Consider the following 15,726-nt stretch of genomic DNA (forward strand, 5'->3'; position numbering starts at 1 on the left):
TGCCTAGTGCTGCTGTGCAAGACACTCGTGCAATGCGTCTTGCCATTGTGGCTGGCTGACGTGCCATTGCTGTTGCAGGCGCGTGCAGTCCAGGCGCGAGTTCAGCGGGCGCTTGGCGGGGGTCGGGTAGGCGCTGGAAGGAATCGGTTCCAGCTCGGCGCAGGCCTTGCCTTCGGCGCGCAGTTGCTCGCCAATCGCCGCGGCAAAACCGAACCACGAGGTTTCACCCTGGGCAGTGAGGTGGTAAACACCCCAATCCCCTGCCTTACCGGCCTGCCACTGCTCGATCAGCACGCGGGTGCTGTTGGCGATAGTCCCGGCCCAGGTCGGCGCACCGATCTGGTCGGCAACGATGCGCATCTGCGCTTTTTCCTGCAGCAGGCGTTGCATGGTCAGCAGGAAATTCTTGCCATGGCCCGAATAGACCCAGCTGGTACGCAAGATCAGGTACTGGCCGCCAACAGCCGCAATCGCCTGCTCACCCGCCAGCTTGCTCTGGCCGTAGACACCCAATGGGTTCGGCGTGTCGCTTTCGGTGTACGGGGCAGGTTTGGTGCCGTCGAACACGTAGTCGGTCGAGTAGTGAATCAGCGGGATGCCCAGGGCCTTGGCTTCTTCGGCGAGGATGCGGGGGGCGATGGCATTGATGGCGAACGCAGCGTCCGGCTCGCTCTCGGCCAGATCGACGGCGGTGTGGGCCGCCGCGTTGATGATCAGGCCGGGGCGATGGGCGCGCACTTGTTGGCGGATAAGGTCTGCGTTTGCCAGATCAAGCTGGTCGCGGCCCAGGACGATGAGTTCGCCCAAGCCCTGGAGCCGCTGTTGCAGCTCCTGGGAGACTTGGCCGTGTTGGCCGGTGATGAGGATTTTCATGGGAACAGGTCAGCTTCCATCAGCAGTTTGCCGACCTGATCCTTGGCGGAGAGTTGCGGCGGTTCGGCCAGCTCCCAGTCGATGGCCAGCGTCGGGTCATTCCAGAGAATGCTGCGCTCGGCGCTTGGCTGGTAGTAGTCGGTGGTTTTGTACAGGAACTCTGCGTACTCACTCAACACCACGAAACCATGGGCGAAGCCTTCCGGCACCCAGAGTTGGCGATGGTTCTGTGCCGACAAACGGACACCCACCCACTGGCCAAAGTTGGGTGAGCTGCGACGGATGTCGACCGCCACATCCAACACTTCACCGTAGGTGACACGCACCAGCTTGCCTTGAGTGTGTTCAAGCTGATAGTGCAAACCTCGCAGCACGCCTTTTTGCGAGCGTGAGTGATTATCCTGCACGAAATTACGCTTGAGCCCGGTGGCCGTTTCAAAGGCGCGCGCATTGAAACTTTCGTAGAAGAAACCGCGTTCGTCGCCGAATACCTTTGGCTCGAGGATCAGTACGCCGGGTAGTGTGGTTTCAACTACATTCACTGGGTCTCTCCGGCAAGCGAGTAGAGGTATTGGCCGTAGCCGGTCTTGCCAAAGTACTTGGCGCGCTCCAGCAGATAATCACGATCGATCCAGCCATTTTCATAGGCGATCTCTTCCAGGCAGGCCACTTTCAAGCCCTGGCGGTGCTCGATGGTCTGAACGTAGGTCGAGGCTTCCAGCAGGCTGTCATGGGTGCCGGTGTCGAGCCAGGCGAACCCACGGCCGAAGCGTTCAACGTGAAGATCGCCACGCTGAAGGTAGGCATTGTTGACGTCGGTGATCTCCAGCTCGCCGCGTGGCGAAGGCTTGACCGCCTTGGCGATCTTGATCACGTCGTTGTCGTAGAAGTACAGGCCGGTCACGGCATACGGTGACTTGGGCTTTGCCGGTTTTTCTTCGATGGAAAGGGCGCGGCCCTCTTTATCGAAATCAATCACACCGAAGCGCTCCGGGTCTTTCACCCAATAGCCGAAAACAGTAGCGCCCGAGGAGCGCTCGGCTGCGGTGCGTAACTGATCGCCAAAATGCTGGCCGTGGAAGATGTTGTCCCCCAGAATCAGGCACACCGCGTCATCACCGATGAACTCTTCGCCAATGATAAATGCTTGAGCCAGCCCGTCCGGGGAAGGCTGTTCGGCATACGTGAAACGCACGCCAAACTGGCTGCCATCTCCCAGCAGGTTTCGGTACTGCGGTAGGTCTACCGGAGTGGAAATCACCAGAATGTCCTTGATGCCTGCGAGCATCAGCACGGATATCGGGTAGTAGATCATCGGCTTGTCATATACCGGCAACAACTGTTTGGACACGCCCAGGGTAATGGGATGCAAACGGGTGCCGGAACCGCCGGCCAATACAATTCCCTTCATCATGCGATCAAATCCTTCACGTCAGTATTGCCCAGTCGTTCACCTTGATAACTGCCGTCCTGGACCCTGCGGCACCATTCCAGATTATCGAGGTACCACTGCACGGTTTTGCGCAGGCCGGTCTCGAAGGTTTCTTCCGGGACCCAGCCCAGTTCGCGTTCGATTTTGCTGGCGTCAATAGCATAGCGTTGGTCGTGGCCTGGGCGATCCTTGACGAAGGTGATCAGGTCAGTGAATTTCTCCACACCGGCTGGGCGTTGCGGCGCCAGTTCTTCCAGCAGGGCGCAGATGCCACATACCACGTCGATGTTCTTCTGTTCGTTATGGCCGCCGATGTTGTAGGTTTCGCCCACAACCCCAGTGGTGACCACTGTGAGCAGCGCACGGGCGTGATCCTCGACGAACAGCCAGTCACGCACCTGCAGACCATCGCCATACACCGGCAGTGGCTTGCCCGCCAGGGCGTTGAGAATCACCAACGGGATCAATTTTTCCGGGAAATGGAACGGCCCGTAATTGTTCGAGCAGTTGGTCAACAGCACCGGCAGGCCATAGGTGCGCTGCCAGGCGCGTACCAGGTGGTCGGACGCTGCCTTGCTCGCGGAATACGGCGAGCTCGGTGCGTAAGGCGTGGTCTCGGTGAAGAGGTCGTCCACGCCGTGCAGGTCGCCATACACCTCATCAGTGGATATGTGGTGAAAACGGAATGCGCTTTTTGCCGGCTCTGCCAGCTTCTGCCAATAGGCGCGCGTGGCTTCCAGCAGGCTGTAGGTGCCCACGATATTGGTCTGGATAAAATCCGACGGGCCGTCAATGGAGCGGTCGACATGGGACTCGGCCGCCAAGTGCATGATCGCATCGGGTTCGAAGCGTGCGAGCACGGCGCTGACGGTGGCCTGGTCGATGATATCGGCCTGAACAAACTCATAGCGGCTGTTGGACGCGATGCTGGTCAGCGACTCGAGGTTGCCGGCGTAAGTCAGCTTGTCCAGGTTGAGCACCTCGTGCTCGGTGTGCTGGATCAGGTGGCGGATCAGGGCTGAGCCGATAAAGCCAGCGCCGCCAGTAACGAGAATGCGCATATCGGAGGGCCCTTTCCTTAGATAGACATTATGCGGATGAAGCATAGCTTGAGTGGTGCGAGCCGGGTGGTGCAAGCGCTGTATTACTAGGGGGTTGCCTTGTGCCCCTGAACAATGGCGATATAGACGCCTGAAAAAACAAAGGTCGTCACAATGTCGTTAGCCACGTTGACCCACCGTGCCAGCTTGCCTTGCCCACAAGTAACCCCCGAGCAGGCAGCACACCTGCTCGAGCGACATTATGGAATGACGGGCAAATTACGCTCATTGGGCAGTCAACAAGATCTCAACTATAGAGTTGACAGCACTCGGGGCCGCTTTGTTCTGAAGATCTGCCGAGGTGACTACGCCGCGGTTGAACTCCAGGCCCAGCATGCGGCCCTCAACAGCCTGGGCACGCATCCCGGCCTGCGCGTGCCCAAGGTCATCCCGACCGTGGAGGGCGAGGATCTACTGACGGTCAACGTCGATGGCCAAACCCTGCACCTGCGGCTATTGGGCTACATCGACGGCCAGCCCCTGACGCATTTACCCCACCTGAGCCGCACCGTGATCGAAGGCTTTGGTGAGCTGTGCGGGCAGATGAGCCTCGCGCTGGCAGATTTCGAGCACCCTGGCCTTGCGCGCACCCTGCAATGGGACCCGCGCCACGCGCAGGCATTGATCGCCCACCTGCTGGCAACCTTGCCCGACCTGCCGCAGCGTGCTGCTTTGGAGCAGGTGGCCAGGCAGGTCGAGGCGCATGTCCAGCCGTTGGCGGCACACCTGCCGTGGCAAGCGGTGCACATGGATATCACCGATGACAATGTGGTGTGGCAGCGTGATGTCCAGCGGCACTGGCGTATACAAGGCGTGATCGATTTTGGCGATCTGGTGCGTACCTGGCGAGTTGCCGACCTGTCGGTGACCTGCGCGGCGCTGTTGCACCATGCCGACGGTGATCCGTTTGCCCTCTTGCCGGCGATCCAGGCCTGCCACGCGGTCACGCCGTTGCAGCGCGAAGAGTTGGAGGTGTTGTGGCCGTTGATCGTCGCCCGCGCGGCAGTGTTGGTGCTCAGCAGTGAGCAGCAGCAAGGCCTGGACCCGGATAACGTTTATCTAAAGAAAAACGCCGAACACGAGTGGGAAATCTTCCATATCGCCACGTCGGTGCCCTTTGAACTCATGCAAGCGGCGATTCTGCGCAGCGTCGGTGAAACATTACCGCCCGTCGCCAACCAAGACTTCGCGCCTTTATTGCCAGGCTTGGTGGGGCGCGAGTTCGCGCTGATCGACCTGGGCGTACTCAGCCCGCATTTCGAGGCTGGCAATTGGGAAACTCCCGGCATCGATCGGCGCTTGCTGGATCAAGCGGCGACGGTGCATGGGCTGGCGGCCAGTCGTTATGGGCAATACCGCTTGTCGCGCACCCGCCCCGACAGTGCGCTAGAGCCCGAGACATTACCCCTGCATGTCGAACTGCACCTGCCTCACGGCACGGTTCTGGAAGCACCCTTTGCGGGAACGCTGCGCGAAGGTGCCGACGGCTTGCTGTGCTTGCACGACAGTGAGCTGAGCCTGCGCCTGTGGGGCGTGCGCACGTCACTCAAGCCCGGCGCAACGCTGGTCAAAGGGCAGGTGCTGGGCGAGGTGCAGGCGCCGTTGACTGTGCAGTTATGCCGCGCCGACCTTGAGCCGCCGCTGTTCTGCACACCTTCCCGGGCGTTGGCGTGGCAGGCGTTGTGCCCGTCACCCTCGGCGCTGTTGGGCCTGGCCTGTGATGCTGAGCCGGAACTGGACCCGCAGGCCCTGCTGGCCCGGCGGGATGCCAGCTTTGCCCGCTCCCAGAAGCACTACTACGCCGACCCACCGCGTATCGAGCGCGGCTGGCGTAACCACCTGATCGATATGCAGGGCCGATCCTACCTCGACATGCTCAACAACGTGGCCGTGCTGGGCCATGGCCACCCGCGCATGGCTGAGGTGGCGGCTCGGCAATGGTCGTTGCTCAACACCAACTCGCGCTTTCACTATGCGGCAATTGCCGAGTTCTCCGAGCGCCTGCTGGCGTTGGCGCCACAGGGCATGGACCGGGTGTTCCTGGTCAACAGCGGCACGGAGGCCAATGACCTGGCGATTCGTTTGGCCTGGGCCTACAGCGGCGGGCGCGACATGCTCAGCGTGCTGGAGGCCTACCACGGCTGGTCGGTGGCGGCGGATGCCGTGTCCACCTCGATTGCCGATAACCCCCAGGCCTTGAGCAGCCGCCCGGATTGGGTACACCCGGTGACCGCGCCCAATACTTACCGCGGTGAATTCCGCGGGCCGGACAGCGCGCCGGACTATGTACGAAGTGTTGAGCATAACCTGGCGAAAATCGCCGCGAGTCAGCGTCAATTGGCCGGGTTTATCTGTGAACCGGTGTACGGCAACGCCGGTGGCATCTCCCTGCCAGCGGGTTACCTGCAACAGGTGTATGGCTTGGTGCGTGCCCAGGGGGGCGTGTGCATCGCCGATGAAGTGCAGGTGGGTTACGGCCGCATGGGGCATTTCTTCTGGGGGTTTGAACAGCAGGGTGTGGTGCCTGACATCATTACCATGGCCAAGGGCATGGGCAACGGCCAGCCGTTGGGCGCAGTGATTACCCGCCGAGAGATTGCCGAGGCGCTGGAGGCCGAGGGTTACTTCTTCTCGTCATCGGGAGGCAGCCCGGTCAGTTGCCGGATCGGCATGGCAGTGCTGGACGTGATGGAAGAGGAAAAGCTGTGGGAAAACGCCCAAGTGGTAGGCGGGCATTTCAAGGCACGACTGGAGGAATTGATTGATCGCCATCCACTCGTCGGTGCCGTGCACGGTTCGGGCTTCTATCTGGGCCTTGAACTGGTGCGTGATCGCCACACCCTGGAACCTGCGACGGCAGAAACCGCCTTGTTGTGTGATCGCCTGCGGGAGCTGGGGATTTTCATGCAACCTACCGGTGATTATCTGAATATCCTCAAAATCAAGCCGCCGATGGTGACGTCCAGGCGCAGCGTGGACTTCTTTGTGGACATGCTGTCCAAAGTGCTGGATGAACAACTGTGATTTATCGATTGTTATCGGCTATTTTTTGCAGACCCGAGCACCTATCATGTTTTTAGTCTGTTAAAGCCGATTTTTATCCATTATAAGTTGCCCTTCACCCCATTCGGAGCCCTGATCGCCATGACCACCTTGCACAGCACACCTCGCGCCGATGGCTTTCATATGCCTGCCGAATGGGCGCCCCAGACCCAGACCTGGATGATCTGGCCCGAGCGCCCAGACAACTGGCGCCTGGGCGGTAAGCCTGCGCAGGCGGCCCATGTGGCGGTGGCCAAGGCTATCGCACGTTTTGAGCCGGTGACCGTCGCGGTCTCCGCCAGCCAGTACGAAAACGCCCGTGCCCGCCTGGACGTACCCAATATCCGCCTGGTGGAAATGTCCAATGACGACGCGTGGGTTCGCGACACCGGCCCGACTTTCGTGATCAACGGCAGTGGTGAAGTACGGGGTGTGAACTGGGACTTCAACGCCTGGGGTGGTTTTGACGGCGGCCTGTATTCCCCGTGGAACCGCGATTCCCAAGTGGGAGGCAAGATCCTCGAGATGGAGCGCGCACCGCGTTACCGCACTGAAGGCTTCGTGCTTGAAGGCGGTTCGATTCATGTCGACGGCGAAGGCACCCTGATCACCACCGAAGAATGCCTGTTGAACCGCAACCGCAACCCACACCTTGATCGTGCGGCTATTGAGGCGGTGCTCAGCGATAACCTGGCTGTGGATAAGATCATCTGGTTGCCGGATGGCCTGTTCAACGACGAAACCGACGGCCATGTGGATAACTTCTGCTGCTACGTGCGCCCGGGCGAAGTGTTGCTGGCCTGGACCGATGACCCGCAAGACCCGAACTACCCACGCTGCCACGCAGCCATGGACGTGCTGCAAAGCAGCACCGATGCCCAGGGCCGCTCGTTCATCGTGCATAAAATGCCGATCCCGGGTCCGCTGTATGCCACTGAGGAGGAATGCGCCGGGGTAGACCTGGTTGAGGGCAGCCAGGAGCGTAATCCGACCGTGCGGTTGGCCGGTTCCTATGTCAACTTCCTGATCGTCAACGGCGGCATCATCGCGCCGAGCTTCGATGATCCGATGGACGACCAGGCCAAGCAGATCCTGCAGAACCTTTTCCCACAGCATGAAGTGGTGATGGTGCCGGGCCGCGAACTGTTACTGGGTGGGGGCAATATCCATTGCCTGACCCAACAGCAGCCAGCTCCGCAGCGAAAGTGAGTGCAGTTGTAACAGCGCCTTGATGGCGCACGAGCACCGCGCGTTTGCAGTGTTCCCCGCAAGCCCGCGACCCAGCCCGGTCGCGGGCTTTTTCATGCCTGCATGCCGGTGAACAGGGCACATTGGCATAGCTCTTGTATCGCTGTGGTTACAGTGGCCCAAGGGGGATGACCGCGTAGTTCTGTCACAAACCTTGAGTAAGTTAGCCGCTCACGCAGCAGGAGAGAGCGCTGAAATGAATGCCGATGTCCACCTGATGAACACGCGTACGTTCCACCCTGTGCGGGTCGACGGTGACGCCATCCATGCGTTGGCCCTTTGGTTGAAGGCGAACGGCTCGCGACAGGCCAGACAAGCGTCTGACTTGCGCAGTGTGATGAGTGAGCGCTACCCGTTGGGGTTGTTCACGGAGGATGAAGTGCAGGCGTTGTGCGAGGTAATGAGCAACTAAAGAACACCTGAAACCAACTGTGGGAGTTGGCTTGCCTGCGATAGCGGTGGTTCAGTTAAACATTCAGTGACTGGCACACCGCTTTCGCGGGCAAGCCCGCTCCCACAGGGATCTGCGCCAGGCGCTGATGTTGTGGGCACTACCTAACCAGTGTGGGAGCTGGCTTGCCTGCGATGGCGGTGGTTCAGTTGAAGATGTGGTGACTGGCACGCCGCTTTCGCGGGCAAGCCCGCTCCCACAGGGATCTGCGCCAGGCGCTGATGTTGTGGGCAATGCCTAACCAGTGTGGGGGCTGGCTTTGTTTCACATGAGGCGTGTCAGAAGCTGTAGGTACCGGTGACCACCAGGCTTCGCGGCTCCCCCGGTTGAATCTGCGCCGCACTGGTCGCCGAGGCGTAGTAGTTTTTGTCGGCAATATTGTTCAGCGCCGCCCTCACGTCCCACTCTTTCTGACGGAACCCGGCCAGCGCGTCCCAGCGGCCATAACCCGGCAACACCACGGTGTTGAGGTTGTCGGCATATCGATCACCCACCAGGGTCAAACCGGTTTCCGCGTACCAGCCCATCTGCGGTTTCCAGGTGATGAACAGGCTGGCGTTGCGCTTGGCCACGTCGCTGATTCGTTTGCCTTCAAAGCCATTGTTGTCCTTCTCGACCTTGGCGTCCTGCAGGCCCACGCCGCCGCGCACATACCAGTTGTCGACGATCTTGCCGGTGGCGGTCAGCTCCACGCCGCGTGAGCGTTGCTCGCCAGTGAGCAGCGTAATGGTGCGGTCCAGCGGGTCGCTGGTGCGGCGGTTGTAGAGTTCCAGTTCGTACACGGCCAGGGTGGTGCTCAGGCGTTCGTCGAACCAGTCGCTCTTCACGCCGATTTCCTTTTGCTTGGTCAGCTCCGGGCTCAGGTCGTTGGCGTTGCCGGTGGCGTTCGGCGTGATGCCGATCAGGCCGCCGCCGGCTGGTGTGAAGGTCTTGCTCCACGAAGCATAGAACGAGTGGTGTTCCAGGGGCGTCCACACCAGGCCGACCCGCGGGCTGGTGCTGTGGCTTTTCACGTTCTGTTGGATGTCGAGCAGCTTGTTGGTGGTGTCCACTTCGAAACGGTCGTAACGCAGCCCGCCCAGCAGTTGCCACTGGTCGTTCAGGCGCAGTTGGTCCTGCACATACAGGGCGCGGCTTTCGACTTCGGTGTGGTTGTTACTCGACAGTCGCATGCTCCCGGTGTGGCTCAGGCGGCGATTGGGTTGGTTGAGGTCCAGGCTCGGCACTGTTCTGCCATCCCGAGCGGAGTACAGCTTCGGATCGCGGCGCTGGCTGCCCAGCTCAATACCGGTGAGCAGGCGGTGTTCCAGGCCAAAGGTGTCGAAACCGCCTTCCAGTTCCAGGTTGTTGAACACGTTGCGGGTGGTCAGGTCCTGCTGCCAGTGTTGGCGGGTGACGCTGTTGGTTTTCGGGTCATAGCCGGTCTGGTAGGTATTGTCGAAATCACTGTCGAGCTTGAACACGCCGAGGGTGTGGCGCAGTTGCCAGTCGGCGTTGAGCTCGTAGGCGAGTTTGGAACGCAGGGACTGGGATTTATCGTCGATGTAATCGCCGTGATCAAAGTAAGTGGTGCTGCGGCTCACATCCGCCGGGCGCCCGTTGACGCCCGGAATGCCACGGTCTGGGGTGCGGTTGTAACGGCTGTATTCGTATTGCACCAGCCAGTTCAGCTCTGGAGTGAGCTGCCAGCTCATTGACGGCGCGAACAACTGACGGTTGCCGCTGACGCCATCGCGAAAGCTGTTGTTATCCTGGTTGCCCATGTTCAGGCGCAGGCTGATGTTGTCGGTGGGGTCGGTGCTCAGGTCGGCATACAGGCTGCGCAAATCGTTGCTGCCGCCTTGGGCTTCGATGCTGGATTTTTGCCCTGGGGTTGGCATTTTGCTCACCCGGTTGACGATGCCGCCCTGGCCGCCTCGCCCGTAAAGCATCGCAGCCGGCCCCTTGAGTACTTCGATACGCTCGATGTTATGCAGGTCGCGCACGTACTGGCTGTCGTCGCGAATGCTATCCAGATAGAAGTCATTGCTGGCGTCGAAACCACGTATGCGCAGGCTGTCGAAGCGTGTATCGGCGCCGCTGCTGACGTTGGGGATACCGCTCAACGCCTGGCCCAGCTCGTTGGTGCCATAGGAGCGCAGGCTTTCGGTTTTGACTGAGTCGATCGCCTGTGGCACATAGCGAACAGCCGTCGCGGTACGTGTCGCGGTGCTGGTCTCCTTGACCCGTGGGTCGTCTTCGTCCGCTTCCACACTGATCGAGGTTTCAGGCAAGACCGTGGCCGCACCGGCAAAACCGGCAGACAGCAGAACAGAGAGCCCAAGGGAGAGGGGCGTCAGGCGAGGGGCAGGCATGGGAGCGTATCCAAATGACGTGGCAGGAAAATGTGCGCGAATGGTAATGCTTTGCATTTGCGCGTGTTATCTATTCCCTAACGTCCGCTCTGTCGGATTTGTTACTTAATGTGTTTCGAGGGGGATTCAAGGCGCTTTTCAGGCTTTCATCCCTGCGCCTCCGCTCGCCGCTTAGACGAATATCGCCTAAATACAGACGATTCACGAAATTGACACATAGTTCAACGCCCGCATAGGATTGCGCCCAACGCCTGTGGCTAACCACCATGACTAATCCAATAAAAAAAGGCCCGCGGCAGTTCAGTCGTCCGCGGGCCTTCTTTTTGCCGGCACAGTCGACACCAGAAAAAGCAACAGGAGCCTGGTGTCACAGCGCGTACTCAACCCGTAATAAGGAATATAAGAAAATGTTGAAGCAACGGATGAGTCTGATCGCTCTGGGGATTTTGAGCGCATCGACAGCAATGGCAAACGACCAGGAGCAATCCAAGGGTTTCGTTGAAGACAGCCACCTGAACATCGCAGCACGTAACGCCTACATCAGCCGTGACTACAAAAACGGCAAGCAGGACAAAGCTGAATGGGGCCAAGGCTTCATCGGCAAGTTCGAGTCCGGCTTCACCCAAGGCACCGTGGGTGTGGGTGTGGATGTGATTGGCCAATACGCTATCCGCCTGGACGGTGGTAAAGGTCGCGCTGGCGCCGGCGGTATCGACTTCTTCAAGCAGGGCAACGGCACTCTTGATGACAACGGCAAGCCAAACCCAGGCTCGGCACCGCACGACCTGGCCAAAGGCGGCGCTGCCGTTAAGTTCCGCGTTTCCAACACTGTACTCAAGTACGGTGATCAGTTCCCGGCTGTGCCTGTGCTGCAGTACGACAACTCTCGCCTGTTGTCGGAAACCTACACCGGTACTTCGATCGTCTCTAAAGAAATCGCCGGTCTGCAATTGGACGCGGGTCATTTCACTAAAGAAGCGCGCAAGAGCATGGAAGGCACCGACAGCGGCCGCCTGAAAAGCATCGACTATATCGGTGGTAGCTACAAATTCACCGAGAGCCTGTCGGCTGCCCTTTACGCCTCCGACATGCAGGACGTGTTGAAGAAGCAATACGTCAACGTCAACTACGTGCTGGCCTTGCCGCAGCAGCAGTCGCTGACGTTTGACTTCAATGGCTACAAGACCAAGCTGGATCGCAGCTTCGCCTTGGAAAACCAAAAAGACGCTGACGCGCGCGACAACAAAATCTGGAGCCTGGGCGCCACGTGGGCCGTTGGCCCGCACAGCTTCACCATCGCTCACCAGCGCAGCACCGGTGACACTGGCTACCTGTACGGCGGCTACCGCAACGCCGGCGGTATCGGCGACGGCGGCAATACCATCTTGCTGGCCAACTCCTACTGGTCCGACTTCAACGGCAAGGACGAGCGCTCCTGGCAAGCAGGTTACGGCATCGACTTCGCCACCTTCGGCGTACCGGGCCTGACCTACAACATTGCCTACGTGCGCGGTACCAACATCGACGACGGTACCAACCGTGGCGATGGTACCGAGCGTGAAATCTGGAACCAGTTCAAGTACGTGGTACAGAGCGGCCCAGCCAAAGACCTGAGCCTGCGTGCTCGTGCCTCGTGGTTGCGCGTTTCCAACAACGCCAGCGAGTACAACGTAGGCGGTAACGAAATCCGTCTGTTCGCCGACTACCCGATCAACGTTTTCTAATTGATCGAATGTCGTGCCTGATGCCAGGCCATAAAAAACCCCGACTGGTTCGGGGTTTTTTTATGCCTGGAGGCTGCTACCTAGGCCTTGGCTGGCGCGAGTTTCTTGCAGTTTTCCTTGCGTGTCGGGTACTGCTCGCACTTGCGCAACACCGTTTGCACCTGCTGCGCATTCTGCAGTTGCTGGTTGGCCAGCAGCTTTTCGGTAATAAACAGTTCCTCCGAGCCCAGGTTGCGTTCTGCCTTGTCGATCATCGCCAGTGCCGATTGCCCGTCACCGCGTTTGAGGTGGTAGCTGATCATCAAGTCATAGGTGGAAGGCCCGGCCAGGGACCAGTCCTTGATCGCCTGCAACTCTTTCACCGCTTCGCTGTTTTTGCCTTGGGCCAGGCGCACGGTATAGGCAGTGCGCCGAATGCTCGGCTGGTCTTTTACCGGCGAAGCCAGGGCCTTGCGGATGAAAGCGTCAGCGTCTGGCACCTTGTTTTTCTCCAGGGCATCAATCGCGAAGTACGCGTCTTTATAGCCCTGCAAAGCCTTCGCGACCTGGGGCGTGCTCTTCATTTTCGCCCAGCTTTGCGGGTTGACCCGGGCGCGGCGTTCCTGGCGATATTCGCGTTGCAAGTACTGGCGCAGCTCGGTGTCGCGGTCCATGGCCGACATATGTGAGCGGTTGAAATATTGGCTGGTCGCGGTGAGGCCGGTGGTCAAGCCATCCTTGACCAGCACGTCCAGCTCTTTGGTGAACTGGTTGAGATTGAACTGCTGCAGCGAATCCTGCATGGCATTCTTGCGCGCGGTGAGGAACCCCGTGAGCAAGGGTTTCTGCTTGCCTTGGAAGTCGTTGAGGCGTTCCAGGCTATGGGTGGCGGCTCGCGGCGCGTAACCGGCGCGGATCATCAAGTCGGTGCCCAGCAAGTCGGCTTGGTCTTCCTGGCTGCGGCCCCAGGCGGTGCTCCATACCTGATCGGAAAAGGTATTGGCCAGGGCGGTGTACAGCACGGTATTACCGATGGTCTTCTGGGTGCCGGCCGGGTCTTTACTGAACAGTTTCATCGTACCGGAGCTGCGGTCCACGCCCGTATCGGCAGCCATGGTGGCCAAGGCGACCGTGGAGGCCACGGTGGTGAACATGTCTTTCTGCTGCTGGAAAGCGGCCATGCGGTCATGGTGATGCAGCAATACGTGGCTCATTTCATGGCCCAGCATCGCGGCGATTTCATCTTCACTGGCGACGTTGTCCAGCATGCCCAGCGGAACGAACAGATTGCCGTAAGGGTCTGCCGACGGCCCGAAGCCATAGCTGTCGGTGATCTTCACCTGCAGCGGCGGCAACTCCCCCGGCCAGCCTTTGGACAAGCGCGTGACAATGCCCTGCAGGTAGGCTTGCAGCATGGGGATATCCACCAGGTTCTGCTGGCGCGCTTCAGCGGCCGGCACCGCACGCCCGTCGTAGCTCAGGCGCTGTTTGCTCTGACGTTGTGGGTCGAGCTTGTAATACTGGCGTACGTCGCTGTTGTCCACGTAGTGGCCCTGAACCCGGGACTGGGTCGAGGGCCCCACCAGGTTCAGAAATGCCTGGTCTGCGCCTTTCAAGGTGGCGCAACCACTGAGCACCGAACTGGCCAACAGGCTGGCTGCTACTAGATATCCCTTCACCGCAACGCTCCTTTTATTGATTGCAGCCGGCACCAAAACCGATGGTGGAGTTGTTGCGGCTGTCCTTGGCCTGGCTTTTGGTCAGGCCCTGGCAGGGCAGGTCCACGACGTTCAGCGGTGGCTCGATGCGCAGGTCCATGGTGTCCAGCCACACCTTCTGGCCTGCCAGTTCTACCTGCACCAGGTCCAGCGCCTGGTTGTACTGCAACACCGGCAGGGGCTGGGTGGGCGCGTCCTTTTTCGCCAGCTCACGTTGTTGCTTGCCTTGCTCGTCCAGTACGGTCACCGGGTCGGCCAGAAACGCTTTGATACTGTGAGTTTCCGCCCAGGCAGCCTGGGTGAAGAGGGCGGTGAGCAAAACGATGAGACTTCTGTTCATCCTTGAATTCCTTGAGTCAAATGACAAGACGGCACGCTCAGCGGTCGCGGTCGAAGAAGGCTTCGATCCGCTCGCTGAACAGCACCAACGACAGCAACACAATGCCCAGCACGTTGACCGGGGTGATGTCATTGAGGCTCAGCAACACACTGACCCCCGCCAACATCGACATCACCAACAGCCACGACGGGCATGGCGAGGTAAAAAACCAGATTTCCTGGCGACGCCACCGGCTCCAGGGGCGATGGCCCGCCAGGCGACGTGCGTGCAGCGCCTTGAGCACGGCGATCAACGCCAGCAGCCCGAGCTCCAGCAGGTCCAGCCAATTGAACGGCAGGTGGGGGAAATTGGCCGGTTCATGGTCGTAGTCCATGCCCGTATTGATCAGGTTGTCCAGCGCCATGGCGTGCAGGTAAACGCCGGGGAGTTGGCCGTGCACCGGCGACTCCACCAAGTCCCCTGTCGAGGCGATATTGGCGCCCACCAACACCAGGCGGTCGCGCAGCAATTCGGCGACCAGTGCCTGGTCGTCGGGGTCGCTGACCTCCAGGTCACTGGCCGACAACGTCAGCGTATAAGGGCAGCGCGCCTGGGCCGAGTCATCGAGTTTCCAGAACACCGCCTGGAAGAACTGCGCCACCCCATCCAGCAAAAAATGCCGCGCGGGCGCGCAGTGGCGGATATCGGCGATACGTGCCTGCTCGGGCGCCAGCTTCAGCCCCCATTGCACGGCGATGGGCTGGCGCTGCGCAGCGGCTTGCACATCCACCGGTGGCGTTTTGCAGTGCTGCGTGGCGCAGAACACCCGGTACAGCGACATGGCAGGAGTTTCCATCAGCCCTGCCTGCGTGCGCATCGCCAGTGGGTACTTATCGTCCACCCCTTCCCACACCACCAACGCCGGCTGGCTCACCTGCATAAACGGCGCCAGCGTATTGGCCTGGCCCGCCTCCCCGCGCGCCAAACCGGTGTTGGCCAGCCACAGCGGGATGCCCTGGCGTTGATAACGCTCAAACACATTCGCCAACAACTGATGGCCCCGCGTCGGGTCGCCCAACGAGTGGTCGTGGCTATAAAGCAAATCCACAAACACCGCCTGGGGCTTGTACGCCAGCAACCGCTTGAACAACTTACTCTGCTCGCCATACGGCATGGGCCATGAACTGTTATTGCGCATCAGGTAGGCATCATCGATCAACACCACCGCCACCCGCTGCTGCCCAAGGCTCGGGTAGTGACTGGCGAACATGCGATTGAGCCACTGCGCCGACGCCTTGTCGCTGGAACTGGCCAGGCCGAAAGGATCAAGAATCGCCAGCAACACGATGATGACCGCCAGCCAATAGCGGCGGTATTTGAATAGCGGGGGTTTGGACAACATCCATGTCTCGATAAAAACGCAAGCAAGGCGGGGTTTTTAACGGAGTGGGGAGGGGGTGTCAATTGGAAAAGTGGCTAAGTGCCA

12 protein-coding genes are annotated in these 15,726 nt (G+C 60.0%); 4 read left to right on the forward strand and 8 right to left on the reverse strand.

Going from position 1 to position 15,726, the window contains the following annotated elements; genetic code table 11:
* Positions 1–3: 3 nt before the first annotated feature.
* Genes rfbD through rfbB form a run of 4 tightly spaced genes read right to left on the reverse strand, consistent with a single transcriptional unit; the run spans position 4 to position 3,366 of the window.
* The gene (gene rfbD, locus AB4P90_RS02350; protein ID WP_395605622.1) at positions 4–873 is read right to left on the reverse strand and encodes a dTDP-4-dehydrorhamnose reductase; all 870 of its coding nucleotides are present in this window, start codon (positions 871–873) and stop codon (positions 4–6) included.
* Positions 870–1,415 (reverse strand): dTDP-4-dehydrorhamnose 3,5-epimerase, encoded by a 546-nt coding sequence (rfbC, locus tag AB4P90_RS02355; RefSeq protein ID WP_054922633.1) that lies wholly within the window; start codon positions 1,413–1,415, stop codon positions 870–872. The genes rfbD and rfbC overlap by 4 nt, the downstream gene beginning before the upstream one ends.
* A complete protein-coding gene (gene rfbA, locus AB4P90_RS02360) occupies positions 1,412–2,287 on the reverse strand; it encodes a glucose-1-phosphate thymidylyltransferase RfbA (RefSeq protein WP_003187717.1) in 876 nt (291 codons plus the stop codon). The genes rfbC and rfbA overlap by 4 nt, the downstream gene beginning before the upstream one ends.
* Positions 2,284–3,366: a dTDP-glucose 4,6-dehydratase gene (rfbB, locus tag AB4P90_RS02365; RefSeq protein ID WP_395605623.1), complete on the reverse strand. Its 1,083-nt coding sequence runs from the start codon at positions 3,364–3,366 to the stop codon at positions 2,284–2,286. The genes rfbA and rfbB overlap by 4 nt, the downstream gene beginning before the upstream one ends.
* Positions 3,367–3,519: 153 nt before the next feature.
* Between rfbB and AB4P90_RS02370 the strand changes: the two genes are divergently transcribed.
* From AB4P90_RS02370 to AB4P90_RS02380, 3 genes are all read left to right on the forward strand, one after another.
* Entirely contained in the window at positions 3,520–6,429 is a 2,910-nt protein-coding gene (locus tag AB4P90_RS02370; RefSeq protein ID WP_395605624.1) for an aminotransferase, read from the forward strand.
* Positions 6,430–6,549: 120 nt separating this feature from the next.
* Positions 6,550–7,656, forward strand: a complete 1,107-nt coding sequence (aguA, locus tag AB4P90_RS02375) for an agmatine deiminase (RefSeq protein ID WP_060767901.1) — start codon at positions 6,550–6,552, stop codon at positions 7,654–7,656.
* A 235-nt stretch (positions 7,657–7,891) separates the two neighbouring features.
* Positions 7,892–8,107, forward strand: a complete 216-nt coding sequence (locus AB4P90_RS02380) for a hypothetical protein (RefSeq protein WP_395605625.1) — start codon at positions 7,892–7,894, stop codon at positions 8,105–8,107.
* A gap of 317 nt (positions 8,108–8,424) precedes the next feature.
* Here the strand turns inward: AB4P90_RS02380 and AB4P90_RS02385 are convergent, their stop codons facing one another.
* Positions 8,425–10,500 carry a TonB-dependent receptor gene (locus AB4P90_RS02385; RefSeq protein ID WP_395605626.1) on the reverse strand — a complete coding sequence of 692 codons (2,076 nt, stop codon included), beginning with the start codon at positions 10,498–10,500 and terminating at the stop codon, positions 8,425–8,427.
* A gap of 407 nt (positions 10,501–10,907) precedes the next feature.
* Here AB4P90_RS02385 and AB4P90_RS02390 point away from each other — a divergent pair, with 407 nt between their 5' ends.
* Entirely contained in the window at positions 10,908–12,224 is a 1,317-nt protein-coding gene (locus AB4P90_RS02390) for an OprD family porin (protein WP_014716498.1), read from the forward strand.
* A gap of 80 nt (positions 12,225–12,304) precedes the next feature.
* Here the strand turns inward: AB4P90_RS02390 and AB4P90_RS02395 are convergent, their stop codons facing one another.
* The 3 genes from AB4P90_RS02395 to AB4P90_RS02405 are packed head-to-tail and all read right to left on the reverse strand — an operon-like array spanning position 12,305 to position 15,642.
* A complete protein-coding gene (locus AB4P90_RS02395) occupies positions 12,305–13,882 on the reverse strand; it encodes a M48 family metallopeptidase (RefSeq protein ID WP_032901798.1) in 1,578 nt (525 codons plus the stop codon).
* Between the two features lie 13 nt (positions 13,883–13,895).
* A complete protein-coding gene (locus AB4P90_RS02400) occupies positions 13,896–14,261 on the reverse strand; it encodes a hypothetical protein (protein ID WP_103452309.1) in 366 nt (121 codons plus the stop codon).
* Between the two features lie 37 nt (positions 14,262–14,298).
* Positions 14,299–15,642, reverse strand: a complete 1,344-nt coding sequence (locus tag AB4P90_RS02405; RefSeq protein WP_395605627.1) for a CHASE2 domain-containing protein — start codon at positions 15,640–15,642, stop codon at positions 14,299–14,301.
* Positions 15,643–15,726: the final 84 nt, after the last annotated feature.

The organism is Pseudomonas sp. B16120 (assembly GCF_044218845.1).
Classification (GTDB): Bacteria; Pseudomonadota; Gammaproteobacteria; order Pseudomonadales; family Pseudomonadaceae; genus Aquipseudomonas; species Aquipseudomonas paracarnis.

Bases quoted from the DNA above. Each gene is read 5' to 3' on its own strand.
- rfbD (WP_395605622.1), bottom strand. From the start codon at position 873: ATGAAAATCCTCATCACCGGCCAACACGGCCAAGTCTCCCAGGAGCTG.
- rfbA (WP_003187717.1), bottom strand. From the start codon at position 2,287: ATGATGAAGGGAATTGTATTGGCCGGCGGTTCCGGCACCCGTTTGCAT.
- rfbB (WP_395605623.1), bottom strand. From the start codon at position 3,366: ATGCGCATTCTCGTTACTGGCGGCGCTGGCTTTATCGGCTCAGCCCTG.
- AB4P90_RS02370 (WP_395605624.1), top strand. From the start codon at position 3,520: ATGTCGTTAGCCACGTTGACCCACCGTGCCAGCTTGCCTTGCCCACAA.
- aguA (WP_060767901.1), top strand. From the start codon at position 6,550: ATGACCACCTTGCACAGCACACCTCGCGCCGATGGCTTTCATATGCCT.
- AB4P90_RS02380 (WP_395605625.1), top strand. From the start codon at position 7,892: ATGAATGCCGATGTCCACCTGATGAACACGCGTACGTTCCACCCTGTG.
- AB4P90_RS02385 (WP_395605626.1), bottom strand. From the start codon at position 10,500: ATGCCTGCCCCTCGCCTGACGCCCCTCTCCCTTGGGCTCTCTGTTCTG.
- AB4P90_RS02390 (WP_014716498.1), top strand. From the start codon at position 10,908: ATGTTGAAGCAACGGATGAGTCTGATCGCTCTGGGGATTTTGAGCGCA.
- AB4P90_RS02400 (WP_103452309.1), bottom strand. From the start codon at position 14,261: ATGAACAGAAGTCTCATCGTTTTGCTCACCGCCCTCTTCACCCAGGCT.
- AB4P90_RS02405 (WP_395605627.1), bottom strand. From the start codon at position 15,642: ATGTTGTCCAAACCCCCGCTATTCAAATACCGCCGCTATTGGCTGGCG.